Here is a 26,772-nt window from a genome sequence, read left to right on the forward strand (position 1 = left end):
CGATGAAACACCTGCTGCTGATTGGAATAGGCCCGGGCAACCCCCGGCAGATCACCCTCGAAGCCATCGACAGCCTGAACCGCGCCGACGTGTTCTTCGTGCTGGACAAGGGCGCCGCCAAGGACGACCTGCTGCGCCTGCGCAAGGAGCTGCTGGAGCGCCACGTCACCCGGCCCTATCGCCTGGTGCAGGTCGAAGACCCGCAACGCGACGCGGCGGCTGCAGACTACGTCGGTGCCGTGGAGGACTGGCACCGCCAGCGCGCTGCGCTGTATGGGCGCCTGCTGCACGACGAGCTTGCCGAGGGGCAATGCGGCGCGTTCCTGCTGTGGGGCGAGCCGACGCTTTACGACAGCACCCTGCGCATTCTGGAGCGGGTGGCGCAGCCGGCGTTCAGCCTTGAAGTCATCCCCGGCATCAGCAGCGTCCAGGCCCTGGCGGCCGCTCACCGCATTGCACTGAACCGTATTGGCGAGCCGCTGCATATCCTGCCGGGCCGACGCCTGGCTGATGAGTCAGGCATCGACAACGTGGTGGTGATGCTGGACGGGCAATGCGCCTTTGCCGAACTGGACGATCCGCACCTGCACATCTATTGGGGCGCCTATCTGGGCACTGCCGACGAGCTGCTGATCGAGGGGCCGCTGATGCAGGTCAAGGCGCAGATCCTGGCTCAGCGCGAGCAGGCCCGCGCGCGCAAGGGCTGGATCATGGACACGTATCTGCTGCGCCGCCGCTAGGCCGGTTCTTGGCCTCGATCCACTGGGCCATGTACTGGGTGCTCTTGTGGTGATGGTGGCGCAGCATGGCCCCGGTGAAGTTGTACAGGCGCTGTTCATCCAGGTGCGCCAGCGTGTGTTCGATGCGCTGCACCAGGGCCTGGCCGTGCCAGCGCCTGTCGTAGCGGGCGCTCAGCAGCTGGCGCCCGTCGCGCTGGGCCTGCTCCCAGCGCGGTTGCTCGCTGTAGAGCCGCGCCGCGGCATCGGCCAACCCTTCGGCGGTGTCGGCCACCAGGCCTGGCCAGGGCAGGTCGCCGTGCATGGCCTCGGCGCCAATCGGGGTGGTCACGCTGGGCGTGCCGCACAGCATCGCATCGGTCAGCTTGCCCTTGATGCCGGCGCCAAAGCGCAGCGGAGCCAGGCACACCCGTGCGCCGCTCATCACCTGCAGGGCGTCCTCAGCCCAGTTCATCACGTGAAACCCTTCGGCAGCATTGTGCAGCGCGGTGGCCTTGGGCGGCGTGTAGGCACCATAGATGTGCAACTGAGCCTTGGGCAGGCGACGGCGGATCATCGGCCACAGGCTGTGCTTCATCCACAGCACCGCATCCCAGTTCGGCGCGTGGCGGAAGTTGCCGATGCTGAGAAAGTGCTCGCGTTCCGCGAACGGCCTGAAGGCTTCGGTGGGCGGCGCCAGCATCAGCGGGCACCAGTGCAGCAACGCCTCGGGCACGCCGAAGCCATTGACCAGCAGGTCTATCTCGACATCCGAGATCATCAGGCTCAGGTCGCTGCGGTAGATCGCCGCCAGTTCACGCTGGGCCAGGTCGGCACCGGCCATCTGGCGATACAGGTCGGGGCCCGAGGTGTTGAACAGCGCGCGAAAGTCGTTGCTGTCCAGGCCCTCGGCCAGGCGCCGGCGCAGCAACTGATGACGGGCATCGCGCAGGCTCTGCAGGTCGGAGGTCTCGAGCACGCGCAGGGCCGCCGGGCAATGCTTCTCGACGCGCCAGCCGAACTGCTCCTCCATCATGAAGCGATCGAACAGCACCACGTCGGGGGCAAGGTCGGCGATGAAACGGTCGAAACTGGCGTTGTTCAGCTCGATGGCCTGCTCGGCGATGCCCAGGCTCGCGAGGTCGGCCTTGTGTTCGCCGATGGCTGCGGGGCTGCTGAAGGTGATGCGCCAGCCGCGCTCCAGAAAACACTCCAGCAGCTGCATCATGTGCCCGCCGGCGGCCGAAGAGCGGGGTTCGGGCCAGACATAGCCGATGACCAGGACGTGGAGGGCGGTTGGGTGCATGGGGAGGGCGGGCCTTTGGGCAAAAAAGGCGTATTAAACCAGAATCCGGGCCACCCGTTTCGGCCTCTTCGGCGGCAGGCCGGCTCCCGCAGGTACAGCGGTGCGGGAGCTGGCGCGCCTAGAGGGCCAGAATCGAGGTCACCTTGTCGCGCAGCTGGTCGATGCTGAACGGCTTGCCGATCATGTGCATGCCCTCGGGCACATCGAAGCTGTCGGCATAGCCACTGGCGAACAGGATGGGTAACAGCGGCCGCAGTTCGCGGGCCTTGCCCGCCAGTTGCTTGCCGTCCATGTCGGGCAAGCCGACATCGGTCATCATCAGGGCAAGGGGTTTGTCCGGGTTGCCCAGCACTTGCAGCGCTTGTTCGGCATCTTTGGCCTCCACCACCTGGTAACCCAGTTCATCGAGCACATCCACCATCAGCATGCGCACGATGGCGTCGTCTTCGACGACCAGAAGAGGGTGATTATCGGGCATGGCAGGATCCTGTGAAAATGGGTGACACACTATCTGTAAACAGCACGCGGTGCTTAGTTCCCTGGATCGTCAAACGTACCAGCCAGTGAGCATAGCGGGCTCTGGCCAAACAGGGAACGTTTGGCGCAGCACTGGCTCAAATACGGGCTCGATGCCCGGCCAACACGGGCACGGCGCCACGCTGCGGGCATTGAACTGGCGGAAAACTGGAACAATTGCTCGAAAATCCGTCACACTCTTTCGTTCGTCTACTTGCTCGGGCCTTTCCAATGAGTCAACCAGCCTCGACCGATCAGCAGAGCTTTCGCAAGCTGCTGAGCCGCAACATCGGCCTGCCCCTGGGGGTCGGTCTGATCAGTGCGGTGGTTTTCGTCGCCGTGATTGCCTACCTGCTGTCGGTCATCCAGTGGGTCGCCCACACCGACCGGGTGATCAACAACGCCAACGAGGCGGTCAAGCTGTCCATCGACATGGAAACCGGCATGCGCGGGTTCCTGCTCACCGGCGACGAGCAGTTCCTCGACCCCTATGAAGTGGCCAAGCCACGCATACAGGCCGAACTCGAGACGCTCAAGGAACTGGTGGCCGACAACCCGCAGCAGGTCGACCGCCTGAGCCGCCTGCAAGCCCTGCAGGCCGCCTGGAACAACTTCGGCAAGGACATGATCGCCCTGCGCCGCGCCAATGACGACTACCGCACGCCCATCAAGCTCGGTCAGGGCAAGCGCCTGACCGACGAGATCCGCAAGGAGTTCGACGATTTCGTCGCGATGGAGCAACAGCTGCGTCTTGCCCGCAACGATCAGGTCAGCAACACCACGAAGTGGTCCATTTCCCTTTACCTGGCCTTCGTGGTGCTGCTCAGCGCATTGCTGGCCTACATCGGCCGCCGCGACCTGCTCAACCTGTCCAGCAACTACGCGGCCAACCTGGAGGCCCAGCAGCGCGCTGCCGAGCGCCTCGAACAGCAGGCCTGGCAGCGCGCCGGGCAATCGCGTCTGGCCGAGCAGGTGCTGGGGCAACTGACCCTGCCGATGCTGGGCAACAACATCCTGCAGTTCTTCGCCCATTACCTGGGCAGCGTGGTGGCGGCCGTGTACGTGCGTGACGAGCATGGCAGCCTGCGCCGCGTGGCCAGCTACGGCTTCTCCCGCGAGCAGCAGGGGCAGGAGCAGGTCGTCGGCGCCCAGGAGGGCATCCTTGCCCAGGCCGTGGCGCAGCGTCGCCTGATGCGCCTGGACGAGGTGCCGCAGGACTACTTCAAGGTCAGCTCCGGGCTGGGCGAGGGGTGCCCGCGCAACGTGCTGGTGATTCCGGCGATCAACGACGGCCAGGTCAATGGTGTGGTCGAGCTGGGCTTTCTGCGCGCAGTGGAGGACCGCGACATCGAGTTTCTCGAGCGGTTGGCCGACAACCTGGGCACCTCCATCGAGAGTGCGCGCTATCGCCAGCGCCTGCAGGAAGTGCTGGCCGAAACCCAGCAGCTCAACGAAGAGCTGCAGGTGCAGCAGGAAGAGCTCAAGACTGCCAACGAAGAGCTCGAGGAACAGTCCCGGGTGCTCAAGGAGTCCCAGGCCCATCTGGAGACGCAGCAGGCCGAGCTGGAGCAGACCAACGAGCAACTGGCCGAGCGTACCGACGCGCTGGCCGAGCAGCGCGATGCGCTGGACCGCAAGAACGGCGAGCTGAACCGGGTGCAGGTCGAGCTGCAGGAGCGTGCAGAGGAACTGCAGCGCTCGAGCAAGTACAAGTCCGAATTCCTCGCCAACATGTCCCACGAGCTGCGCACCCCGCTCAACAGCTCGCTGATCCTGGCCAAGCTGCTGGCCGAGAACCCGCAGGACAACCTCAGCGCCGAGCAGGTCAAGTTCGCCGAGTCGATCTATTCGGCCGGCAACGACCTGCTCAACCTGATCAACGACATTCTCGACATCGCCAAGGTCGAGGCCGGCAAGCTCGATGTACGCGCCGAAACCACCCACATCAGCCGCATGGCCGAAGGCCTGCGCAGCCTGTTCGAGCCGCTGGCGCAGCAGAAGCAGCTGGCCTTCAGCGTCACCGTAGAGCCGCAGGTGCCGGCCACCCTGTTCACCGATCGACAGCGCCTGGAGCAGATCCTCAAGAACCTGCTGTCCAACGCGCTGAAGTTCACCGAGCGCGGCCAGGTGGCGCTGACCATCGGCTACCAGGCCGGCACCGGCATCGTGTTCTCGGTGCGCGACAGTGGCATCGGCATTGCCGACGACCAGCAGCAGAGCATCTTCGAAGCCTTCCACCAGGCCGACGGCACCACCAACCGGCGCTACGGCGGCACGGGCCTGGGGCTGTCGATTTCCCGTGACCTGGCGCAGTTGCTGGGCGGCCAGATCCGTGTCGAAAGCCAACTGGGCCAGGGCAGCGTGTTCAGCCTGATACTGCCCGAGTCGTACGAGCCGAGCGTCGAGGCGCAGCCGCTGGCACTGGTGGCCCGCGCCGCCGCGCCGTTGCCCGTGGCGGCCCCCGTCGTGCTGCCGGCCGCCGAAGCCCCGCGCCCGGCGGCCAGCTTCGCCGACGACCGTCACCTGGCACCGTTCAGCAACCGCTGCATCCTGGTGATCGAGGACGAGCCCAACTTTGCCCGCATCCTCTTCGACCTGGCCCACGAACTGGGCTACAGCTGCCTGGTGGCCCAGGCCGCCGACGAAGGCTTCGAACTGGCGGCCAGCTACATCCCCGACGCCATCCTGCTGGACATGCGCCTGCCCGACCATTCCGGCCTAACCGTGCTGCAGCGGCTCAAGGAGCAGGCGTCCACCCGGCACATACCGGTGCACATCATCTCGGTCGAGGACCGTGTCGAGGCGGCCATGCACATGGGCGCGATCGGCTATGCGGTCAAGCCCACCAGCCGCGAGGAGCTCAAGGCCGTGTTCGGCCGCCTGGAAGCCAAGCTGACCCAGAAGCTCAAGCACATCCTGCTGGTGGAAGACGATGACCTGCAGCGCGAAAGCATCGCCCGCCTGATCGGCGACGAAGACATCAAGATCACCGCGGTGGGCATGGCCCAGGAAGCCCTGGAGCTGCTGCGCGAGAACATCTACGACTGCATGATCATCGACCTCAAGCTGCCCGACATGCTCGGCAACGAGCTGCTCAAGCGCATGACCGCCGACGATATCCGCTCGTTCCCGCCGGTGATCGTCTACACCGGGCGCAACCTGACCCGCGACGAAGAGGCCGACCTGCTCAAGTACTCGCGCTCGATCATCATCAAGGGCGCGCGTTCACCCGAGCGGTTGCTGGATGAAGTCACGCTGTTTCTGCACAAAGTCGAGTCGACGCTGTCCCATGAACGTCAGCGCATGCTCAAGACCGCGCGCAGCCGCGACAAGGTGTTCGAGGGGCGCAAGATCCTGCTGGTGGACGACGACGTGCGCAACATCTTCGCCCTCACCAGTGCGCTGGAGCACAAGGGCGCGATCGTGGAGATCGGTCGCAATGGCCGCGAGGCCATCGAAAAACTCGAGCAGGTCAGCGATATCGACCTGGTGCTGATGGACGTGATGATGCCGGAGATGGACGGCTATGAAGCCACCCGGCGCATTCGCAAGGACCCGCGCTGGCGCAAGCTGCCGATCATCGCCGTCACCGCCAAGGCCATGAAGGATGACCAGGAGCGCTGCCTGCAGGCCGGCGCCAACGACTACCTGGCCAAGCCGATAGAGCTGGACCGGCTGTTCTCCCTGATTCGGGTATGGCTGCCGCAACTGGAGCGAATTTGAGTATCGAACGTAACACCGACATTGAAATCCGGCTGCTGATCGAGGCGATCTACCTCAAGTACAGCTACGACTTTCGCGACTATTCCGGCGCTTCGATCAAGCGCCGGGTGCTGCATGCCGTGCGCCAGTTCGAATGTGCCACGGTGTCGGCCCTGCAGGAACGGGTGCTGCACGACCCGAGTGTGTTCATGCAGTTGCTGCAGTACCTCACCATCCCGGTGAGCGAGATGTTTCGCGACCCCGGTCACTTCCTCGCGCTGCGCGAGGAGGTGGTGCCGCACCTCAAGACCTGGCCCTCGATCAAGATCTGGATTGCCGGCTGCAGCACGGGCGAGGAGGTCTACTCCATGGCCATCCTGCTGCGCGAAGAAGGGTTGCTCGAACGCACCATCATCTACGCCACCGACATCAACCCCAGCTCGCTGGAAAAGGCCAAGCAGGGCATCTACTCGATGCAGAACATGCGCGAGTACACCGAGAACTACCAGAAGGCCGGCGGGCGCCGGGCCTTCAGCGACTACTACACTGCCGCCTATGGCAACGCGATCATCGACAGCAGCCTGCGCGAAAACGTGACCTTCGCCGACCACAGCCTGGCCACCGACAGCGTGTTCTCCGAAACCCAGCTGATCTCGTGCCGCAACGTGCTCATCTACTTCAACAAGACCCTGCAGGACCGGGCCTTCGGCCTGTTTCACGACTCGCTGTGCCACCGTGGCTTTCTGGTGCTGGGCAGCAAGGAAACCCTGGATTTTTCCGCTTACGCCAACCGCTTCGACGCGCTGGTCAAGCCAGAACGGATCTACCGAAAGTCATGAAAGGCACCGATGCGATCGTGGTGGGGGCTTCAGCCGGGGGCGTGTCGGCGCTGCTCACGGTGTTTGCCGCCTTGCCCGCCGACTACGCCATTGCGTTGCTGTGCGTGCTGCACCTGCCCGACGACCGCCACAGCCAGCTGGCCGAAGTCTTCAGCCGCCGCTTGCAGCGCCCCGTGCAGGAGGCCCGCGACAAGGAAAGCGTGGTGCCGGGGATGATCTACGTGGCCGGCCCCGGCTATCACCTGTCGGTGGAGCGTGACCGCAGCCTGTCCCTGAGCCAGGAGGACCGCGTGCACTTTTCCCGGCCCTCGATCGACATCCTCTTCGAGTCGGCCGCCGATGCCTATGGCGACGGCCTGGTCGGCGTGTTGCTGACCGGCGCCAACGAAGACGGAGCGCGCGGGCTGGCGCGCATCAAGGAGCACGGCGGTACTACCCTGATTCAGGACCCGCATGAGGCGCAAGTCGCGGTCATGCCCGAGGCGGCGCTGGCGCTGCACCGGCCCGACCACATACTCCCATTGAATGGCATCGGGCAATTGCTCGCCAAGCTGGAACCACGTGCATGCTAAGCCATATCCAAGCAAACCTGCTGATCGTCGACGACCTGCCGGAAAACCTGCTGGCGCTCGAGGCGCTGATCAAGGGGCCGGACCGCAACGTGTACCAGGCGCAATCGGCCGACCATGCGTTGTCGCTGTTGCTCGAGCACGAGTTCGCGCTGGCCATCCTCGACGTCCAGATGCCCGGAATGAACGGTTTCGAACTGGCCGAGATGATGCGCGGTACGGAAAAGACCAAGAACATTCCCATCGTGTTCGTGAGCGCTGCGGCGCGCGAGATGAACTACGCCTTCAAGGGCTACGAGAGCGGCGCGGTGGACTTCCTGCACAAGCCGCTGGACACCCAGGCGGTGAAGAGCAAGGTGGCGGTGTTCATCGACCTGTACCGCCAGCGCAAGGCCCTCGGCCAGCAGCTGGAGGCCCTGGAGCGCAGCCGCCAGGAGCAGGAGCTGCTGCTGGCGCAGCTGCAGGTCACGCGCAGCGAGCTGGAGCACGCGGTACGCATGCGCGACGACTTCATGTCGATCGTCTCCCACGAGGTGCGCACACCGCTCAACGGTCTGATACTGGAGACCCAGCTGCGCAAGCTGCACCTGGCGCGCAACAACGCCGATGCCTTCACCCTGGACAAGATGCACGCCATGGTCGAGCGTGACGAGCGCCAGATCAACAGCCTGATCCGGCTGATCGAAGACATGCTCGACGTGTCGCGCATCCGTACCGGCAAGCTGTCGATCCGGCCCGCATCGTTCGACCTGTGCCAGCTGGTCAGCGGCCTGGTCGAGAACTTCGCCGCCCAGGCGGCTGCGGTCGACTCGAGCATCAGCCTGCAGGCCGGCGCCGAACTGGTCGGCTACTGGGACGAGTTTCGTATCGAGCAGGTGATCGCCAACCTGCTCACCAACGCCCTGCGCTATGGCGCCAAGTCGCCGGTGCAGGTGCGCGTGTTCGAGGAACAGGGCATGGCCTGCGTGCAGGTGCGCGACCATGGCATCGGCATCAGTGCCGAGAACCAGCAGCGCATCTTCCAGCAGTTCGAGCGGGTATGCTCCAACCAGAGCAGTGCCGGCCTGGGGCTGGGCCTGTATATTTCCGAACAGATCGTGCTGGCCCATGGCGGCAGCATCACGGTCAGCAGTACCGAGGGCCAGGGCGCGACATTCAGCGTGCGCCTGCCACTGGTACGCAGCCCGCAAGAAAGTGGCGCGCAGCAGGCAACCTCTGCGTGAGGCCGGGGTCGTATAGCGATCCCCCATGAATCAAATACGAGTTGAAGGCATTGGCATGAGTGAAGATGCGCAAGATGTAGTACTGGTCGTCGAAGACGAACCGGTCATTCGCATGATCCTGAAGGACTATCTTCAAGGCGAGGGCTATCACGTGCTGGTGGCCGAAGATGGCGAGCAGGCATTCAAGATCCTGGCCAGCAAGCCGCACCTGGACCTTATCGTGACCGACTTCCGCCTGCCGGGCGGCATTTCAGGGGTACAGATCGCCGAACCTGCGGTCAAGCTGCGCCCGGACCTGAAGGTGATCTTCATCAGTGGCTACCCGGCGGAGATCCGCGAGTCGGGCAGCCCGATCGCGTTCAAGGCACCGATCCTGGCCAAGCCGTTCGACCTGGACAGCCTGCGCGACCAGATTCAGGAACTCCTGAAATAGGCCTGACGTTGGCGTGAGTTCAAGCGGCAGCGTCCAGCGCACCGGTCTGCAGGGTGCGCTCTATCGCCCCCAGCAGCATGTTTTCCATCAGCGCCAGGCGTTGTGGCTGCCCCAGCGGTGAGGCCTGCAACCAGCCGGGCAGGCTGTTGAGCAGCGTGGCGATGACATGGCCGGTCGCCTCCCGGGCCGGCGGCGGCAGGGCCGCGTGAGGGGCGATCAGCTGCAACAGGTGGGTTTCGTATTCACGGCGCAGCTGGGCGATGCGTGCCTGTTGTTCCTCGCTCAGGCAGCACAGGTCACGTTCGGCCAGGCGAAACTGCAACGGGCGCTCGGCATGCAGCGCCCAGTGTGCCTTTATCACCCGGCTCAACGCCGTGGCCTCGGGCTTGCCGCGCCCACGGGGCTGCAGGGTGGCCAGCAACTCCTCGAACAGCTCTTCGATCAGGTCGAACAGCAAGTGCTGCTTGCTCGGGAAGTGGTGATACAGCGAGCCCGCCGTCAGCCCCAGGTGGCTGGCCAGTTCACGCATGCTGACCTGGCCGAACCCCTTGACCGCAAAGAGTTCGAGTGCCTTGTCCCGACGTTCTTCAAAGTTGGCGCAACGTTCGGCGCAGGTCTGCGGCATGCCCGTACCTCAGTAGGTGAAGAAGCCGCGGCCGCTCTTGCGCCCCAGGTAGCCGGCGGCGACCATTTCCTTGAGCAGGGCAGCGGGGCGGTACTTGCTGTCGTTGAAGCCGTCGTGGAACGACTCGATGATCGCCAGCAGCGTGTCCAGGCCGATCAGGTCGGCCAGGGCCAGCGGGCCGATGGGCTGGTTGCAGCCCAGGCGCATGCCGGTGTCGATGTCCTCGGCGCTGGCCAGGCCTTCCTGCAGCACCATGATCGCCTCGTTGATCATCGGCACCAGGATGCGGTTGACCACGAAGCCCGGGCGGTTGCCGGCACTGATGGCGGTCTTGCCCACGCGCTCGGTCAGGGCCATGGCGCTGGCGTAGGTGGCATCGCTGGTCTGCAGGCCGCGAATGATCTCGACCAGCGCCATCATCGGCACCGGGTTGAAGAAGTGCACGCCGATGAAACGTTCGGGCTGGCTCACCGATGCGCCCAGCTGGGTGATCGACAGCGACGAGGTGTTGGTGGCGATGACGCAGTCGTCGGCCACGCTGGCGGCCACCTGCTGCAGAATCTTCACCTTCAGGGCGAGGTTCTCGGTGGCTGCCTCGATCACCAGCTGCGCGCCCTTGAGCTGCGCGTAGTCGGTGCTGGTGGCGATGCGCGTCAGGGCTGCCTCGGCCTGTTCGGCCTGCAGGGTCTGCTTGCTGACCTGGCGCTCCAGGTTCTTGCGCAGGGTGGCCAGGCCACGCTCCAGCGCGGCCTCGGACACGTCGATCAGGGTGACCTGGTAGCCGGCCACTGCACACACCTGGGCAATCCCGTTGCCCATGGTGCCGGCGCCGATCACGGCGATGTTTTCAATACTCACGGTTAACTCCGACTCAAACACGTTCGAACACGACGGCGATACCCTGACCGCCGCCGATGCACATAGTGGCCAGCGCGTAGCGGCCCTGGATACGTTGCAGCTCATGGATCGCCTTGGTGGCGATGATGGCCCCGGTGGCCCCCACCGGGTGGCCCAGGGAAATGCCCGAGCCGTTGGGGTTGACCTTTTCGGGGTCCAGGCCCAGTTCCCGCGACACGGCGCAGGCCTGGGCAGCGAAGGCTTCGTTGGACTCGATCACGTCCAGGTCGGCGACGCTCAGGCCGGCCTTTTCCAGCACCTTGCGCGTGGCCGGCACCGGGCCCAGGCCCATCAGCTCGGGCTCGACGCCTGCATGTGCATAGGCCACCAGGCGCGCCAGCGGGCGCAAGCCCAGGCGCTCGACCATTTCGCCGGTGGCCAGCACCAGGGCGCCGGCGCCGTCGTTGAGGCCGCTGGCGTTGCCGGCGGTGACGGTGCCGTCCTTCTTGAAGGCAGGCTTCATGCCGGCCAGTTGCTCGGCACTCACATCGCCACGCACATGCTCGTCCACCTCGAAACGTACCGGACCTTTGCGGCTCGGGATCTCGATGGGCACGATCTGGCTGGTGAAGCGGCCTTCGGCGATGGCGCGGGCGGCGCGCTGCTGGCTGGTCAGGGCCACCTCGTCCTGCATCTGGCGGGTGATGCCGTTTTTCGCCGCCACGTTCTCGGCGGTGATGCCCATGTGAAAGCCTTCGAACGGGTCCTGCAGAATGCCCAGCATGTAGTCGACACCCTTCAGGTCACCCATGCGCGCGCCCCAGCGCGCCTGCGGCAGCAGGTACGGGCCGCGGCTCATGGATTCGGCGCCGGCGGCAATCACCGCCTCGGCCTCGCCCAGCAGCAGGCTCTGCGCGGCCGAGACGATGGCCTGCAGGCCCGAGCCGCACAGGCGGTTGACGTTGAATGCCGGGGTTTCCTTGGGTACGCCGGCGTTCATCGCAGCCACGCGGCCAAGGTACGCGTCACGCGGCTCGGTGGGGATCACGTTGCCCATGACCATGTGGCCGATCTGTTCGGGGGCAATGCCGGAGCGTTCGATGGCGGCGCGGGTCACCTGGGTGGCCAGGTCGGCCAGGGGCAGGTCCTTGAGCGAGCCGCCGAAGGTGCCGATGGCCGAGCGAACGGCGCTCACTACATAGATTTGCGGGGTGTTCATACGCGACTCCAGTGTGCGAAAGCGTGGCGGGGCGCTGCCTGGCTCTGCCAGAATGGCGCCCGGGGCCACGCTCGGGATGGGTTCGAGTCTAGGCAAAGGCCACGCCTGGGCCTATGCCATAACTGCCCAGCGAGGCTGGCACTTTTTGCCATATTCTTACGCTGCATAGCGGAAACAGTCATGCGGGAAAACGATTCGGTCGCGGTGTACTTCGTGCACATCATGCTGCACACACTGCGCCAACAGCCGGCGCGCGCCAGTGCGTTGCTGGTGCAGGCGGGCATCGACCCGGCAGTGGTGGACGCACCCGATGCACGGGTGCCGGCCAGGGCGTTCGCACGGCTGTGGCTGCTGCTCATTGAAGACCTGGGCGACGAATTCTTCAACCTCGACAGCCACGGCATGCCGCTGGGCAGTTTCGCCCTGATCTGTCGTGGGCTGATCCAGGAGCCGACGCTGGAAAAGGCCTTGCGCCAGTGCCTGAGCAACTTCGGCCTGTTCCTGCGTGACGTGCGCGGGCGCCTGGTGGTGCGTGGGCAGCGTGCGGTGATCAGCCTGGAGTCGCATTTCGACGATGCGCAGACTCGGGTATATGCGGAGGAGACCTTCCTGGTGCTGGTGGTCAGCCTGCTGTGCTGGCTGGGGGGGCGGCGCATCGCCATCGACCGTACCGAACTGCGCGACGGGCGTGCGGTGCTGGAGGACGACGCGTTGCTGTGGGGGCCGAACCTGCAGTTGGGCAGTGGCCGCACCCAGGTCGAGTTCTCGGCGCACTACCTGCGCTTGCCGGTGGTGCAGGACCTGGGTGCGCTCAAGACCTTCCTGCGCAGTGCGCCGCAGTGGCTGGTGGTGCGCTACCGCAACCAGAACGGATTGGCGGCGCGGGTATACCGGCATCTGCGCGGGCGTCAGTACGGCCAGTGGCCAACCTTGCTGGGCATGGCGGCAGCCGAGGGCCTGAGCCCGAGCAGTTTTCGCCGGCAGTTGGAGCGTGAGGGGTGTTCGTACCAGCAGATCAAGGACGAGGTGCGCCGTGCGCTGGCGTTCGAATGCTTGCGCGATGGTGTGCTGAGCGTGGCGCAGATTGCCGAGCAGACCGGCTTCCAGGAGCCCAGCGCGTTTCATCGCGCGTTCAAGAAATGGACGGGGGAGAGCCCGGGGAGCTACCGGGCGCGGGTGGCGGGGGAGTAGGGGGCTGGCCCCCTCGACACCCTGCGCGCTGCTCGCACAGGGTCTGTAGCAGCTCGCGCAGCGCCAGGCCATCGGCGTCCAGCCCCTTGCGCCCGTACAACGCCAGCTCCAGGCCCTGGACCGGGGTAAACCCCTGCGCTTCACCCAGCACCCGATGGGTCGGCAACACGCTGCGGGTCGGTATCAGGCTCACGCCCAACCCCGCACTCACCGCCGCCCCCAGGCTGGCCAGACTGGTGCTCGAATAGCTGATACGCCAGCTGCGCCCACGGGCTTCCAGCGCATTGATCATTTCCTGCCGGTACAGCGCCCCCACCGGAAACACCACCAGCGGCACCGGGTCGGCCAGCTGCGTCTGCCCGGCACTGCACACCCACGACAACGGCTCGTGCCAGCCGGCATGGCGGTCGCGGTCCGCGCCCCATTGCTTGACCAGCAGCAGGTCCAGCTCGCCATCACGGTACAGGCGCAGCAGCGGGCTGCTCAGCCCGCTCTCGACCTCCAGGCGCACATGCGGGCGCTCGCCGATGAACCGGCTCAATGGCTCGGTCAGCACTTCCCCGGCCAGGTCTTCCGGCACCCCCAGACGTAGCGCCCGTTGCGCCTGCACCGGGCTGAACGCCTGGCGCGCCTCTTCGTCCAGGCGCAGCAGGCGCCGGGCATACCCCAGCAGGCGCTCGCCGTCTTCGGTCGGCCACACCTGGCGCTGGCTGCGATCCAGCAGGCGCACCCCCAGGTGCTGCTCCAGCCGGATGATCTGCTGGCTGATGGTCGACTGGGTCAGGTGCAGGCGCTCGGCGGCGCGGGTGAAATTGCCGGTTTCCACCACGGTCACGAAGCTGCGCAGCAGTACAGGGTCAAGCATTCGATTACCCACTGGTATGCATGAAATCAATTAATTTCATGCTACACCCCAAGCCTCGGATAATCCCGCTTCATTGCACCAAAGGAGGCGCCATGTCATTGCTCAGACAGTGGATGTACGGGGTTGCCGGGCTGTGCGCCAGCCTCGGCATCGCCGGGGCCGCCGGGGCGGCCGACACCTTGCTCGAAGCCGCCGTCAGCGGCAACCCCACCCGCGTCGGCGCCTTGCTGGCCCAGGGCGCCGACGTCGATCAGCGCGACTCGCACAACAATACGCCGCTGCTGCTGGCCACTGCCGGTGGGCATGTGGCGGCGGCGCGCCGGTTGATCGACGCCGGCGCCGACGTCAACGCCAGCAACTGGATGCACGACAGCCCGTATCTGCTGGCCGGCGCCGAAGGCCAGTTGCAGATTCTGGAGATGACCCTGGCCCATGGCGCGGACCTCAAGAGCACCAACCGCTATGGCGGCACGGCGCTGATCCCCGCATGCGAGCGCGGCCATGTCGAGGTGGTCGCCCGCCTGCTGGCCGCCGGCGTTGCACCCGACCACGTGAACTCGCTGGGCTGGACCGGGCTGCTCGAAGCCATCCTGCTCAGCGATGGCGGCCCGCGTCACCAGGCCATCGTGCAACTGCTGATCGACGCCGGTGCCGACGTCAACCTTGCCGACCGCCAGGGCGTGACGCCCCTGCAGCACGCCCGGGAACGCGGCCAGCAGCGGATCGTCGAGTTGCTGCTGGCCCACGATGCCCATTGAACCTGACAGGAGCCTGACCATGGCCAACGAACATTTCATGCAGCAAGCGCTGGGGCTGGCCCGGGCGAACATCCAGGCCGGCGGCCGCCCGTTCGCGGCGGTGCTGGTGCACCAGGGCCGGGTGATCGCCGAGGCGGTCAACCAGATCCACCTGACCCAGGACCCGACCGCCCACGCCGAACTGCAGGCCATCCGCCTGGCCAGCCAGGTGCTCGGCAGCCCGCGCCTGGAGGGCTGCGAAATCTACGCCACCGGCCACCCCTGCCCGATGTGCCTGGCTGCCATGCACCTGTGCGGTATCGAGCGCGCCTGGTTCGCCTACAGCAACGAAGACGGCGAGCCCTATGGCCTGTCGACGGCAGCGGTGTACGCGCAGATGGCACGCCCGCCGCAGCAGCAGTCGCTGCCCCTGGCACCCCTGAAGCCAGCCGGCGAGCAGGGCCTGTACGCCGCCTGGCAGCAGGTGCAGGGGTGATGCGCGAGCAGGCTCGCAGTACCTTGCTGCTGTTGCTGGTGGTGGTGATGGCGCTGAACCTGCGCCCCATCCTCACCAGCATCGGCCCATTGCTGGAGGCCATCCGCCAGAGCACCGGCATCGGCTACCAGCAGGCCGCGCTGCTGACCGCCTTGCCCGTGCTGTGCATGGGGCTGGTGCCCTTGCTGCAACCCTGGTTGCGCCGCTGGGTCAGCGAGCAGGGCGCGATGCTCGCCGGGCTGGCCGCCATCGCGCTGGCCTGCGCCTGGCGCCTGACCCTCGACTCCGCCGCTGCGCTGATCGCCAGCGCAGCATTGGCCGGGCTTGGGGTGGCCTGCATTCAGGCGCTGATGCCGGGGCTGGTCAACCGCTGGTTTCCTCACCGCCTGGCCATGGCCATGGGTGTGTATTCGGCAGCCCTGATGAGCGGCGGCGGGGCCGCCGCCGTGCTCGGGCCGCGGGTGGCCGAGCAGTTCTCGCACTGGCAGGCAGGCCTGGGCATCTGGCTGTTGCCGGCCTTGCTGGCGTTCGCGGTATGGGCCTGGGTGCGCCCGCAGCTCGAAGCGGCGGTCGGCGGCGCAGGTGCCAGCGGGCACCTGTTCGGCAGCCGTCGGGCATGGCTGCTGGCGGTCTATTTCGGGCTGATCAATGGCGGCTACACCAGCATGGTGGCGTGGCTGCCGGCCTACTACCAGCAGGTCGGCGGCAGTGCCCAGGGCGGTGGCGAGCTGGTGGGGCTGATGACCGTGTTCCAGGTGGCCGGCGCCCTCGGGCTGCCCTTGCTGCTGCGTCGCCTGGTGGATCGGCGCCCCGGCCTGTGGCTGGCGTTGACCGTGCAACTGGCAGGCTTTTTCGGCCTGCTGCTGGCCCCGGCAATCGCCGGGCTATGGGTGGCCCTGATCGGCTTCGGCCTGGGCGCGTGCTTCAGCCTCAGCCTCACGCTGACCCTCGAACACCTCAAGGCCCCCGCCAGTGCGGGGGCGCTGGCGGCGTTCGTGCAGGGCGTGGGCTTCATCATCACCGGCATCGTGCCTTACGTCACCGGCTGGTTGCGCGACGTCAGCGGCGACTTCCAGGCCTCCTGGCTGCTGCTGAGCGTGACGGTGCTGCTGATGCTGCTGGTGACCTGGCGCTTCGCTCCCAGCGGCTATGCGCAGGCGATGGGCATGCCGTTGATCCGCGAAAGCGACGCCAGGGCAGGCATGGCACCACACTGAAAGGGTCGGCGCGCGCCGGTGCCGGGCGTGCCTTCCATTTCACGGGAGAACTGTCATGACGCTGCGAATGCTGCTGCCCCTGGCGCTGTTGCTGGCCGGTGCCGCCCAGGCCCAGACGACCACGGTCTATCAGTACGGCATGCCACTGGACGTGGCGCGCGTGGTGCAACTGGACGAGCCGGCCACCGAGGTCTGCGACGTGGTGAAGGCGTACATGACCTACGTGGACTCTGCCGGCCGGCAGCACACCGTGCAGTACCTGAAACTGGCCAAGGTGTGCACCGACCGCGGTTGATCAGTCCCAGGCGGGTGCAAGCGACTCGGGGTCGACCAGGCGCTCGCCCTTGTCCAGGCCGGCAATCTGCGCCATGTCCTGTTCGCTCAGGCGCAGCTGCGCTGCCTTCAGGTTGCTGGCCAGGTTTTCACGCCGGGTCGAGGAGGGGATCACCGCATAGCCCAGCTGCATCGCCCAGGCCAGGGCCACCTGCGCCGGGGTGGCGCCATGGCGTTCGGCGATCTGCTGGATCAGCGGATCGTGCAGCACCTTGCCATAGCCCAGGGTCATGTAGGAGGTCACCGCGATGCCCTGTTCGTGCATGAAATCCACCAGCGTGCGGTTCTGCAGGTAGGGGTGCAGCTCGATCTGGTTGGTGGCGATCTGTTCGGCGCCCACCACCTCGATGGCCTGACGCAGCAAGGCGATGGTGAAGTTGGACACGCCGATCTGGCGGGTCAGGCCCTGGCGCTTCGCTTCGAGCAGGGCGCCCATGAACTCGGCCACCGGCACGGCGCCCTTGGGCGACGGCCAATGGATCAGGGTCAGGTCCAGATAGTCGGTGCCCAGCTTGTGCAGGCTCTCTTTCAGGCTGGGGATCAGCTTGTCGGCGCCCAGGTTCTCGGTCCAGATCTTGCTGGTCAGGAACAGCTCGTTGCGTGCAACGCCGCTGGCGGCGATGGCGTGCCCGACGTCGGCCTCGTTGCCGTAGATCTGCGCGGTGTCGATGGCCCGATAGCCCAGTTCGAGGGCCTGGCTGACCGAGTCGATGACCACCTGGTCCTTGAGCCGGAAGGTGCCCAGGCCGAGCAGGGGAATAGTCATGGAGTGCGTCCTCTTCTTTGGGATGTAATGCCGTGATGCGCAGTATCGGACAGCGCACGGCGCTGAAAAACACCGCCCGCGGCACAACTTTTTTGAGCGTGCGGCACGAATCGCCCTGGCGGTGGTAGCCTTGCAGGGTCATCCGCAACGGACCCGCCCATGGCCGCGCACAAGCACAGCATTCGCCAACGCAATGTCGACAGCATCCTGCTGGCAGCAGAAAAGGTCTTTGCCGAGAAGGGCTTCGCCGGCACGGCCATGGCCGACATCGCCGAGGCCGCCGCGCTGCCGCGCAGCAACGTGCACTATTACTTCAGCACCAAGGCCGAGCTGTACCAGGCGGTGCTGTTCGGCTTGCTGGAAGTGTGGAAGCAGGACGCCCTGTGTTTCGAGCTCTACGATGACCCGCGCATCGTGCTCAGCACCTATATCCGCGCCAAGATGAACCATTCCTGGACCCGCCCGCACGGTTCCAAGGTGTGGGCGAACGAGATCATCCACGGTGCGCCGCACCTGGGGGCGGCGCTGGATGACAGCCTGTACGGATGGGCCAAGCTCAAGGAGGGCAAGATTCGCCAGTGGGTCGAGGACGGGCGGATTCTGCCGGTGGAGCCCTCGGGGCTGCTGTACATGATCTGGGCCTCGACCCAGCACTACGCCGACTTCAGCCACCAGGTGAACCTGCTCAACGCGCACCAGCCGCTGAGCGAACCGCAGTTCGAGCGGGCGTTGCAGACGGTGACCAGTGTGATACTGCGCGGGATCGGGCTGGAGCCCTGAGGCTGTACCGGCCTTTTCGCCGGCAAGGCCGGCTCCCACAGGGCCACACATGACCTGTAGGAGCCGGCGTTGCCGGCGAAGGCGCCAACGCGGTCGCCTCAGCGGGCGGTGAGGTGCATCGCCAGCTGAACCAGCCCTATCAGCACCAGGATGAACACCAGCGTGAAGGCCGTGCCCAGCGCAATGAAGTGCGCGGGCTTGCCGTGGGTGAAGTCGCGGGCGCGGTTCTTGCCGGTCTGCACGCCAAAGGCTGCAGCCAGCACGCTGTGCAGCATTTGCCAGAAGGTCGGCGGTTTGTGTTCGGCCGGGTCTTCCATGATCTGCTCCTGTAAAAGGCTTCAGCTCAGTGTAGACCCTTGCCTCACCAGCGCTTAGTTGTCGTACCCCAGGTTGGGCGCCAGCCAGCGCTCGGTTACCGCCAGGTCCTGCCCCTTGCGCGCGGTGTAGCTCTGGACCTGGTCCTTGTCGACCTTGCCTACGGCAAAGTACTGCGCCTGCGGGTGGGCAAAGTACCAGCCGCTGACCGCCGCCGCCGGGAACATCGCGAAGTGCTCGGTGAGGAACACGCCGCTCGGGCCGGTCTCGCCGATCGCCGTGCCGTCGAGCAGGCGGAACAGGGTTTCCTTCTCGGTGTGGTCCGGGCACGCCGGGTAGCCCGGGGCAGGGCGGATACCCGCGTACTGCTCCTTGATCAGCGCCTCGTTGTCCAGGTGCTCGTCCTTGGCATAGCCCCAGTACTCCTTGCGCACCTGCTCGTGCAGCCACTCGGCGCAGGCCTCGGCCAGGCGGTCGGCCAGGGCCTTGACCATGATCGAGCTGTAGTCGTCGCCCTTGTCCTGGTAGGCCTTGGCCACTTCCTCGGCGCCGATGCCGGCGGTGGTGATGAAGCCGCCCACGTAGTCGGTGATGCCGCTGTCCTTGGGCGCCACGAAGTCGGCCAGGCAGAAATTGGGCTTGCTGTCGGGCTTGATCGTCTGCTGGCGCAGATGGTGCAGCAGGGCCAGGGGCTGGCCGTCATCGCCGTACACCTCGATGTCGTCGTGCGCCACCTGGTTGGCCGGCCAGAAGCCGAACACCGCGCGGGCACTGATCAGCTTCTCGTCGATCAGCTTGGCCAGCATTTCCTGTGCATCGGCGAACAGGGCGGTGGCCGCTTCGCCCACCACCTCGTCGTTGAGGATGCGCGGGTACTTGCCAGCCAGGTCCCAGGAGATGAAGAACGGCGTCCAGTCGATGTACTCGGCCAGCACCTTGAGGTCGATGTTCTCCAGCACGCGGGTACCGGTAAAGGTCGGTGCCACCGGCTGGTAGGCAGACCAGTCGTACTTCGGCTTGGCCTCGATCGACTGCGCATAGCTCAGGCGCTCGGTGCGCGCGCTGCGGTTGGCGGTGCGTTCGCGCACCTCCACGTAGTCCTCGCGGGTCTTGTGCACGAAGGCCGGCTTGAGCTCTTTGGACAGCAACTGCGTGGCCACGCCCACCGCACGCGAGGCGTCGGTCACGTAGACCACCGCGTCGTTGCTGTACTTGGGCTCGATCTTCACCGCGGTATGCGCCTTGGAGGTGGTTGCCCCCCCGATCATCAGTGGCAGGTGGAAGTCCTGGCGCTGCATCTCGCGGGCCACGTGCACCATTTCGTCCAGCGACGGGGTGATCAGCCCCGACAGGCCGATGATGTCGCACTTCTGCTCGCGCGCCACCTGCAGGATCTTCTCGGCCGGCACCATCACGCCCAGGTCGACGATGTCGTAGCCGTTGCAGCCGAGCACCACGCCGACGATGTTCTTGCCGATGTCGTGCACGTCGCCCTTGACCGTGGCCATCAGGATCTTGCCCTTGGCCTCGGGCTTGTCGCCTTTTTCCAGTTCGATGAACGGGATCAGGTGAGCCACCGCCTGCTTCATCACCCGCGCCGACTTGACCACCTGGGGCAGGAACATCTTGCCTGCGCCGAACAGGTCGCCCACCACGTTCATGCCGCTCATCAGCGGCCCCTCGATCACCTCGATGGGGCGCGCGCACTGCTGGCGGCACTCCTCGGTGTCCTCGACGATGAACGCGGTGATGCCTTTGACCAGGGCGTGCTCGAGGCGCTTGTCCACCGGCAGCGAACGCCACTCCTCGTTCTCGACCTCCTTGACCGCGCCGCCGCCCTTGTAGTCGTCGGCAATCGCCAGCAGTGCATCGGTGCCGTCGGGGGTGCGGTTGAGCACCACGTCCTCGACCTTCTCGCGCAGCAGCGCCGGGATCTCGTCGTAGATCTCCAGCTGGCCGGCGTTGACGATGCCCATGGTCAGGCCGTTCTGGATCGCGTGGTAGAGGAACACCGAGTGGATCGCCTCGCGCACCGGGTTGTTGCCACGGAACGAGAACGACACGTTGGATACCCCGCCGGAGGTCAGTGCATACGGCAGGTGGTCGCGGATGTAGGCACAGGCCTCGATGAAGTCCACCGCGTAGTTGTTGTGTTCCTCGATGCCGGTGGCCACGGCGAAGATGTTCGGGTCGAAGATGATGTCTTCGGGCGGGAAGCCCACCTCATCGACCAGGATGTCGTAGCTGCGCTTGCAGATCTCGCGCTTGCGGGCGGCGGTATCGGCCTGGCCGACCTCGTCGAAGGCCATCACCACCACGGCGGCGCCGTAGCGCTTGCACAGGCGGGCATGGTGCTTGAACGCCTCGACGCCTTCCTTCATCGAGATCGAGTTGACGATGCCCTTGCCCTGGATGCACTTGAGGCCGGCCTCGATCACTTCCCACTTGGAGGAGTCGATCATGATCGGCACCCGGGAGATGTCGGGTTCGCCGGCGATCAGGTTGAGGAACTTGACCATGGCCGCCTGGGAATCGAGCATCCCTTCGTCCATGTTGATGTCGATCACCTGGGCGCCGGCCTCGACCTGCTGCAGGGCCACTTCCAGCGCCTCGGTGTAGTTCTCTTCACGGATCAGCCGCGCGAAGCGGGCGGAACCTGTGATGTTGGTGCGTTCGCCGACGTTGACGAACAGCGAGCTGCGGTCGATGGTGAACGGCTCCAGGCCCGACAGGCGGCAGGCCCTGGGAATCTCGGGGATCGCCCGTGGCGGGTACTTGGCCACTGCCTCGGCGATGGCCTGGATATGCCCCGGGGTGGTGCCGCAGCAACCGCCGATGATGTTCAGAAAACCACTGGCGGCGAACTCTTCGATCACCGCGGCGGTTTCGGCCGGGGTCTCGTCGTACTCGCCGAAGGCGTTCGGCAGGCCGGCGTTGGGGTGCGCCGAAACGTGGGTGCCGGCCTTGTTCGACAGCTCTTCGAGGTAGGGGCGCAGGTCCTTGGCGCCCAGTGCGCAGTTCAGGCCCACCGAGATCGGGTTGGCGTGGCGCACCGAGTTCCAGAACGCCTCGGTGGTCTGGCCCGAGAGGGTACGGCCCGAGGCGTCGGTGATGGTGCCCGAGATCATGATCGGCAGCTCGATGCCGTCGTCCTCGAACACCTGCTGCACGGCGAAGATCGCCGCCTTGGCATTGAGGGTGTCGAAGATGGTCTCGATCAGGATCAGGTCGGCGCCGCCCTCGATCAGGCCGCGGGTGGCCTCGATGTAGTTTTCCACCAGCAGGTCGAAGGTGACGTTGCGGTAGCCGGGGTCATTGACATCCGGGGAGATCGAGCAGGTCCGGCTGGTGGGGCCCAGCACCCCGGCGACGAAGCGCGGCTTGTCGGGGGTTTCGAGGGTCTTGGCATCGGCCACCTGGCGGGCGATGCGCGCACCTTCCACGTTGAGTTCGTACACCAGCGATTCCATGCCGTAGTCGGCCTGGGATACCTGGGTGGCGTTGAAGGTGTTGGTTTCGAGGATGTCGGCGCCGGCATCCAGGTAGGCTTTCTCGATGGCCGCGATCACGTCGGGGCGCGAAAGCAGCAGCAGGTCGTTGTTACCCTTGACGTCGCTAGGCCAGTCGGCAAAGCGCGTGCCACGATAGTCGTGTTCCTCCAGGCGGTAGCTTTGGATCATAGTACCCATGCCGCCATCGAGGATCAGTATGCGCTCTTTGAGGGCTTGCTGAAGTGCTTGGTAACGGGCGCTGCGGTCAGACATAGGACTACCTGGTCGGGCAAATACAAAAGTTGCGGAATAATAACAAACCTGCGCGGTTTTTAGGCGTGTTGCCGGTTTGCATGAATTTGATTCATGTTGGCACGCTGCCGCCACCGGTAGAATCGTGAAGCTATCAATACCCAGGACATTCGGCACATGGTGCATCGTTTACTTGCCGGCGCCTTCGCACTGCTCATCAGCGGCGCGGCGCTCGGACAAGCCCCCGTCACAAGCCCGGCTATTTCCTATACCCGGGACATCCAACCGATCTTCACCGAGAAGTGCGTTGCCTGCCATGCCTGCAACGACGCGGCCTGCCAGCTGAACCTGGGCAGTGCCGAGGGCGCCGCACGCGGTGCCTCCAAGGTGCCTGTGTATCAGGGCGACCGCAGTACGGCGGTTGCGCCGACCCGGCTGTTCTACGACGCGCACAGCGTCGAGGCCTGGCAGCGCAAGGGCTTCAGTTCGGTGCTCGACAGCCAGGGCAGCCAGGCCGCGCTGATGGCGCGCATGCTCGAGCTGGGCCACAACACGCCGCTCACCCCCAACGCCAAGCTGCCCGAGGAGATCGTGCTGGGGCTCAACCGCAACAACATGTGCCCGCTGCCCGGCGAGTTCGACGCCTACGCCGGCGCCCACCCCAGGGAGGGCATGCCGCTGGCCGTCACCGGCCTTACCGATGCCGAGTACCAGACCCTGCAGCGCTGGTTCGCCGCCGGTGCGCCGGTGGAGTACAACCCGATCCAGCCAAGTGCCAGCGAGGCCGCGCAGATCACCGAATGGGAGGCGCTGCTCAACCGCCCCGGGTCCACCGAGGCGCTGGTGGGGCGCTGGCTGTACGAGCACCTGTTCCTGGCGCACATCTACTTTGTCGGCGGCGAGCAGGGCCACTTCTTCCAGTGGGTGCGCTCGCGCACGCCCAGCGGCCAGCCGATCGACCTGATCGCCACACGCCGCCCCAACGATCCGCCCGGCACCGACTTCTACTACCGCCTGATGCCCGTGCAGGGCGTGATCGTGCACAAGACCCACATCACCTACCCGATGGGGCCGAACAAGCTCAAGCGCGTCAAGCAGCTGTTCTACAGCGGCGACTGGCATGCCACGGCCTTGCCCGGCTACGGCCCGCGCCACCGCGCCAACCCGTTCGAGACCTTCGAGGCGATCCCGGCGATAGCGCGCTACCAGTTCATGCTCGATAACGCCGAGTACTTCGTGCGCACCTTCATTCGCGGCCCGGTATGCCGTGGGCAGATCGCCACCGACGTGATCCGCGACAACTTCTGGACCCTGTTCCAGGAGCCGGCACACGACCGCTACATCACCGATGCCGAGTACCGCGGCAAGGCCACGCCACTGCTGGCGATGCCCGGTCAGATCGACGACGTGGGCAGCATCCTGACCCTGTGGCACGCCTACCGCGACAAGCGCAACGAGTACGAAAAACTGCGCCGCGACGCCTATGCCGACCTGCCGCCACCGAGCTGGTCGAGCCTGTGGGCCGGCAACGACAACGCCTTGCTGACCATCTTCCGCCACTTCGACAGCGCCTCGGTGAGCAAGGGCCTGATCGGCGATGTGCCCAAGACCCTGTGGCTGTTCGACTACCCGCTGTTCGAGCGCACCTATTACCAGCTGGCGGTGAATTTCGACGTGTACGGCAACGTCTCGCACCAGGCGCAGACGCGCCTGTACTTCGACCTGATCCGCAACGGGGCCGAGGTCAACTTCCTGCGCCTGATGCCGGCCAAGCAGCGCAGCGACATCCTCGGCGACTGGTACCAGAACAGCGGCAAGGTCAAGATGTGGCTGGACTACGAGGCGATCGACAGCAAGACCCCGACCGCCCTCAAGCTCGACCCGCGCGACCCCAAGCGCGACTTCGGCCTCAAGCTGGTGGAGCGCACCGGCAGCCTGAACGCCGCGCCCGACCCGATCAACCGCTGCCAGGGCGCGTACTGCTCGCTGCCCGGCAGCGAGGAGTTCCGTGACGTGGAGCAGGCCCTGAGCCGGCTGGCCTCGCGCCCGGCGGCCGGGCTCAAGGTGATCGGCCAGTTGCCCGAGGCGACCATGCTGCGCATCGAAGGGCAGGGCGGCCAGCGCAAGGTCTACAGCCTGCTGCGCAACCGCGCCCACAGCAACGTGGCGTTCATGCTCGGCGAGGCCTACCGCTACCAGCCGGGGCTGGACACCCTGACCCTCTACCCGGGGGTGATGAGCAGCTACCCCAACTTCATGTTCAACATTCCGGCCAGCGACGTGCCCGAGTGGGTCGAGGACATGGAGGCGGCGCGGGACGATCCGGCCCGCTTCGAGCGCATCGTCATGCGCTGGGGCGTGCGCCGCAGCCACCCGCAGTTCTGGCAGTACTTTCATGACCTGAGCCGCTACATCCAGCAGACCGATCCGGTGGAGGCCGGCGTGCTCGACATGAACCGCTACGAGAACCTCTGAAGCAACCGCCGGGCAGATCGGGCTGATCTTTCCCGGCCTTTCGTAGTCCCACCCGCAAGCGGTCCCGATTTGTGCGGGGCCAGGGTGGGGTAACGAGAGACGGGAATCGACATGCTGTTTTCGCTTCAGGCATTGAGGGCGCTCGCCGCCTGGGTGGTGGTCTGTCACCACTTCATGCAGATCTTCTTCGACTTCAAGGCCAGCGGCCCGGTAGGGCAGTTTCTGGCCGATCGCGGTGCGGTCGGGGTGGACATCTTCTTCGTCATCAGCGGGCTGGTGATCTACCTCTCGACCCGCGACAAACCCATGGCGCCCCGGCGCTTTCTGCTCAACCGGGTGCTGCGCATCGTGCCGGCCTACTGGTTCTATACCGGCCTGATGGCGCTGCTGCTGGTGGTGGCCAGCCAGTGGATGCCGCATCAGACCCTGGAGCTGTCGCACCTGCTGCTGTCGCTGCTGTTCATTCCGGCGGAAAACCCCGGCGGCTACGGCCTGTACCCCACGCTCAACGTGGGCTGGACGCTGAACTACGAGATGTTCTTCTACCTGCTGTTCTCGCTGGTGTTCCTGGTGCGCCAGCGCCATCACCTGTGGCTGGTGGCGCTGGCGCTGTTCGCGGTCAGCGAGGTGCTCACCGGCCTGGGCGTGCTGGGGCGGTTCTACAGCAACAACATCATCTACGAGTTCCTGCTGGGTGTAGCCATCGGCGTGCTCTACCGACGCGGCTGGATTGCCCAGGGGCTGTGGCTGCCGTTGCTGACCCTGGCGGCCGCATCGGTGGCGATCTACCGCCTGGATGCCTCGTCACGCCTGCTGCACTGGGGCCTGCCGAGTGCGCTGATCGTGCTGGCGTGCATCTCGCTGGAGCCGTATTTCAAGGGCAACCGGGTGCTCAAGGCACTGGGCGACTGCTCCTATTCGGTGTACCTGATCCATGTGCTGGTGCTGTACGGCGGCTGGTTTGCCAGCGAGCGTCTGGGGCTCAACCCCTACCTGGTGTTCGCGCTGTGCGTGCCGCTGATCGGCGGGGCGTCGTGGGCCAGTTACCGCTGGTTGGAAAAGGGCCTGTACCGGCGCATGAGCGGCTGGTTCGAGGCGCGTCTGGGCCCGGCGGTGCCGGTGGCACTTTCCCGACAGAATTACTAGGACTTTGTTCGCCGGCCGTGTTGGCGTAAACTGCGCACAAGTCTGTGAGGAACTTACATGAGCGCCATAACGATTACCGACGCCGCGCACGATTACCTGGCCGATCTGCTGGAAAAGCAGAATACCCCAGGCATTGGCATTCGCATTTTCATTACCCAGCCGGGTACGAACTACGCCGAAACCTGCATTGCCTACTGCAAGCCAGGTGAAGAAAAGCCGGAAGACGAAGCGGTGGGGCTCAAGTCCTTCACCGCCTACCTGGATGCGGTCAGCATCCCGTTTCTGGAAGATGCGGTGGTGGACTACGCCACCGACCGCATGGGCGGCCAGTTGACCATCAAGGCGCCGAACGCCAAGGTGCCGATGGTCAATGCCGACAGCCCGATCAACGAGCGCATCAACTACTACCTGCAAACCGAGATCAACCCGGGGCTGGCCAGCCACGGCGGTCAGGTCAACCTGATCGAAGTAGTCGAGGACGGCATTGCGGTGCTGCAGTTCGGCGGTGGTTGCCAGGGTTGCGGCCAGGCCGACGTTACCTTGCGCGAAGGCATCGAGCGCACCTTGCTCGAACGCATTCCGGAGCTCAAGGGCGTGCGTGACGTGACCGACCATTCGCAGAAAGAAAACGCCTACTACTAAGCAGTTGTAGCGTTCTGGCGGGCCCCTTCGCCGGCAAGGCCGGCTCCTACAGGTTTACCGTGACCTGTGTAGGAGCCGGCC

General features: G+C 65.6%; 24 protein-coding genes. 15 read left to right on the top strand and 9 right to left on the bottom strand.

The window, feature by feature from the left end:
- The first annotated feature begins 2 nt into the window (after positions 1-2).
- Positions 3-740: a precorrin-6A synthase (deacetylating) gene (gene cobF, locus NJH59_RS17030; protein WP_043861749.1), complete on the top strand. Its 738-nt coding sequence runs from the start codon at positions 3-5 to the stop codon at positions 738-740.
- On the opposite strand, the gene NJH59_RS17035 is transcribed toward cobF, so the two are convergent.
- Complete coding sequence (locus tag NJH59_RS17035) at positions 709-2,022, bottom strand: glycosyltransferase (protein ID WP_054914312.1); 1,314 nt, start codon at positions 2,020-2,022, stop codon at positions 709-711. The two genes, cobF and NJH59_RS17035, sit on opposite strands and share 32 nt — an antisense overlap.
- 118 nt (positions 2,023-2,140) lie before the next feature.
- Positions 2,141-2,500, bottom strand: coding sequence for a response regulator (locus NJH59_RS17040; protein ID WP_054914313.1), 360 nt, complete (start codon positions 2,498-2,500; stop codon positions 2,141-2,143).
- Positions 2,501-2,769: 269 nt separating this feature from the next.
- Here NJH59_RS17040 and NJH59_RS17045 point away from each other — a divergent pair, with 269 nt between their 5' ends.
- The 5 genes from NJH59_RS17045 to NJH59_RS17065 are packed head-to-tail and all read left to right on the top strand — an operon-like array spanning position 2,770 to position 9,304.
- The gene (locus NJH59_RS17045; RefSeq protein ID WP_054914314.1) at positions 2,770-6,261 is read left to right on the top strand and encodes a response regulator; all 3,492 of its coding nucleotides are present in this window, start codon (positions 2,770-2,772) and stop codon (positions 6,259-6,261) included.
- The gene (locus NJH59_RS17050) at positions 6,258-7,079 is read left to right on the top strand and encodes a protein-glutamate O-methyltransferase CheR (RefSeq protein ID WP_043861753.1); all 822 of its coding nucleotides are present in this window, start codon (positions 6,258-6,260) and stop codon (positions 7,077-7,079) included. The genes NJH59_RS17045 and NJH59_RS17050 overlap by 4 nt, the downstream gene beginning before the upstream one ends.
- On the top strand, positions 7,076-7,651 hold the full coding sequence (locus NJH59_RS17055; protein ID WP_043861754.1) for a chemotaxis protein CheB: 576 nt from the start codon (positions 7,076-7,078) through the stop codon (positions 7,649-7,651). Before NJH59_RS17050 ends, NJH59_RS17055 begins: the two co-directional genes overlap by 4 nt.
- Positions 7,645-8,871, top strand: coding sequence for a hybrid sensor histidine kinase/response regulator (locus NJH59_RS17060; RefSeq protein ID WP_043861755.1), 1,227 nt, complete (start codon positions 7,645-7,647; stop codon positions 8,869-8,871). The genes NJH59_RS17055 and NJH59_RS17060 overlap by 7 nt, the downstream gene beginning before the upstream one ends.
- Before the next feature lie 55 nt (positions 8,872-8,926).
- A complete protein-coding gene (locus NJH59_RS17065) occupies positions 8,927-9,304 on the top strand; it encodes a response regulator (RefSeq protein ID WP_043861756.1) in 378 nt (125 codons plus the stop codon).
- Between the two features lie 19 nt (positions 9,305-9,323).
- Here the strand turns inward: NJH59_RS17065 and NJH59_RS17070 are convergent, their stop codons facing one another.
- Genes NJH59_RS17070 through NJH59_RS17080 form a run of 3 tightly spaced genes read right to left on the bottom strand, consistent with a single transcriptional unit; the run spans position 9,324 to position 11,985 of the window.
- Entirely contained in the window at positions 9,324-9,929 is a 606-nt protein-coding gene (locus NJH59_RS17070) for a TetR/AcrR family transcriptional regulator (protein ID WP_253087067.1), read from the bottom strand.
- Positions 9,930-9,938: 9 nt separating this feature from the next.
- Complete coding sequence (locus NJH59_RS17075) at positions 9,939-10,787, bottom strand: 3-hydroxybutyryl-CoA dehydrogenase (protein WP_043861758.1); 849 nt, start codon at positions 10,785-10,787, stop codon at positions 9,939-9,941.
- 13 nt (positions 10,788-10,800) lie between these two features.
- Positions 10,801-11,985 (bottom strand): acetyl-CoA C-acyltransferase family protein, encoded by a 1,185-nt coding sequence (locus tag NJH59_RS17080; protein ID WP_043861759.1) that lies wholly within the window; start codon positions 11,983-11,985, stop codon positions 10,801-10,803.
- Positions 11,986-12,165: 180 nt separating this feature from the next.
- Here NJH59_RS17080 and NJH59_RS17085 point away from each other — a divergent pair, with 180 nt between their 5' ends.
- Positions 12,166-13,176, top strand: a complete 1,011-nt coding sequence (locus NJH59_RS17085) for an AraC family transcriptional regulator (RefSeq protein ID WP_058540352.1) — start codon at positions 12,166-12,168, stop codon at positions 13,174-13,176.
- Here NJH59_RS17085 and NJH59_RS17090 read toward each other — a convergent pair.
- Positions 13,118-14,041 carry a LysR substrate-binding domain-containing protein gene (locus NJH59_RS17090; protein WP_078481171.1) on the bottom strand — a complete coding sequence of 308 codons (924 nt, stop codon included), beginning with the start codon at positions 14,039-14,041 and terminating at the stop codon, positions 13,118-13,120. The genes NJH59_RS17085 and NJH59_RS17090 overlap by 59 nt on opposite strands.
- Before the next feature lie 113 nt (positions 14,042-14,154).
- Here NJH59_RS17090 and NJH59_RS17095 point away from each other — a divergent pair, with 113 nt between their 5' ends.
- From NJH59_RS17095 to NJH59_RS17110, 4 genes are read left to right on the top strand one after another with little or no spacing between them, the layout of a single operon-like run.
- Complete coding sequence (locus NJH59_RS17095; RefSeq protein WP_253087069.1) at positions 14,155-14,799, top strand: ankyrin repeat domain-containing protein; 645 nt, start codon at positions 14,155-14,157, stop codon at positions 14,797-14,799.
- 19 nt (positions 14,800-14,818) lie between these two features.
- Positions 14,819-15,274 carry a nucleoside deaminase gene (locus NJH59_RS17100; RefSeq protein ID WP_078481169.1) on the top strand — a complete coding sequence of 152 codons (456 nt, stop codon included), beginning with the start codon at positions 14,819-14,821 and terminating at the stop codon, positions 15,272-15,274.
- Positions 15,274-16,491 (top strand): cyanate transporter, encoded by a 1,218-nt coding sequence (locus NJH59_RS17105; RefSeq protein ID WP_236176164.1) that lies wholly within the window; start codon positions 15,274-15,276, stop codon positions 16,489-16,491. The genes NJH59_RS17100 and NJH59_RS17105 overlap by 1 nt, the downstream gene beginning before the upstream one ends.
- A 55-nt stretch (positions 16,492-16,546) precedes the next feature.
- The gene (locus NJH59_RS17110) at positions 16,547-16,786 is read left to right on the top strand and encodes a DUF2790 domain-containing protein (RefSeq protein WP_043864083.1); all 240 of its coding nucleotides are present in this window, start codon (positions 16,547-16,549) and stop codon (positions 16,784-16,786) included.
- Here the strand turns inward: NJH59_RS17110 and dkgB are convergent, their stop codons facing one another.
- Complete coding sequence (gene dkgB, locus NJH59_RS17115) at positions 16,787-17,590, bottom strand: 2,5-didehydrogluconate reductase DkgB (RefSeq protein WP_043864082.1); 804 nt, start codon at positions 17,588-17,590, stop codon at positions 16,787-16,789.
- Positions 17,591-17,749: 159 nt separating this feature from the next.
- On the opposite strand from dkgB, the gene NJH59_RS17120 reads away from it, so the two are divergent.
- Positions 17,750-18,370, top strand: coding sequence for a TetR/AcrR family transcriptional regulator (locus NJH59_RS17120; RefSeq protein WP_043864081.1), 621 nt, complete (start codon positions 17,750-17,752; stop codon positions 18,368-18,370).
- Positions 18,371-18,468: 98 nt separating this feature from the next.
- On the opposite strand, the gene NJH59_RS17125 is transcribed toward NJH59_RS17120, so the two are convergent.
- Both NJH59_RS17125 and metH read right to left on the bottom strand, forming a co-directional pair.
- Positions 18,469-18,687 (bottom strand): DUF2970 domain-containing protein, encoded by a 219-nt coding sequence (locus NJH59_RS17125; protein WP_043864080.1) that lies wholly within the window; start codon positions 18,685-18,687, stop codon positions 18,469-18,471.
- A 54-nt stretch (positions 18,688-18,741) separates the two neighbouring features.
- Positions 18,742-22,449: a methionine synthase gene (gene metH / locus NJH59_RS17130; RefSeq protein WP_058540347.1), complete on the bottom strand. Its 3,708-nt coding sequence runs from the start codon at positions 22,447-22,449 to the stop codon at positions 18,742-18,744.
- A 156-nt stretch (positions 22,450-22,605) separates the two neighbouring features.
- Between metH and NJH59_RS17135 the strand changes: the two genes are divergently transcribed.
- The 3 genes from NJH59_RS17135 to nfuA all read left to right on the top strand — a co-directional run bounded on the left by NJH59_RS17135 (position 22,606) and on the right by nfuA (position 26,691).
- The gene (locus NJH59_RS17135; protein WP_054914322.1) at positions 22,606-24,903 is read left to right on the top strand and encodes a fatty acid cis/trans isomerase; all 2,298 of its coding nucleotides are present in this window, start codon (positions 22,606-22,608) and stop codon (positions 24,901-24,903) included.
- Positions 24,904-25,014: 111 nt separating this feature from the next.
- Positions 25,015-26,049, top strand: coding sequence for an acyltransferase (locus NJH59_RS17140; protein WP_058540346.1), 1,035 nt, complete (start codon positions 25,015-25,017; stop codon positions 26,047-26,049).
- 57 nt (positions 26,050-26,106) lie between these two features.
- Positions 26,107-26,691: a Fe-S biogenesis protein NfuA gene (nfuA, locus tag NJH59_RS17145; RefSeq protein ID WP_058540345.1), complete on the top strand. Its 585-nt coding sequence runs from the start codon at positions 26,107-26,109 to the stop codon at positions 26,689-26,691.
- Positions 26,692-26,772 lie beyond the last annotated feature (81 nt).

The sequence above is a fragment of the Pseudomonas sp. VE 267-6A genome (assembly GCF_024126555.1).
In the GTDB taxonomy this organism is placed as follows: Bacteria; Pseudomonadota; Gammaproteobacteria; order Pseudomonadales; family Pseudomonadaceae; genus Aquipseudomonas; species Aquipseudomonas palmensis.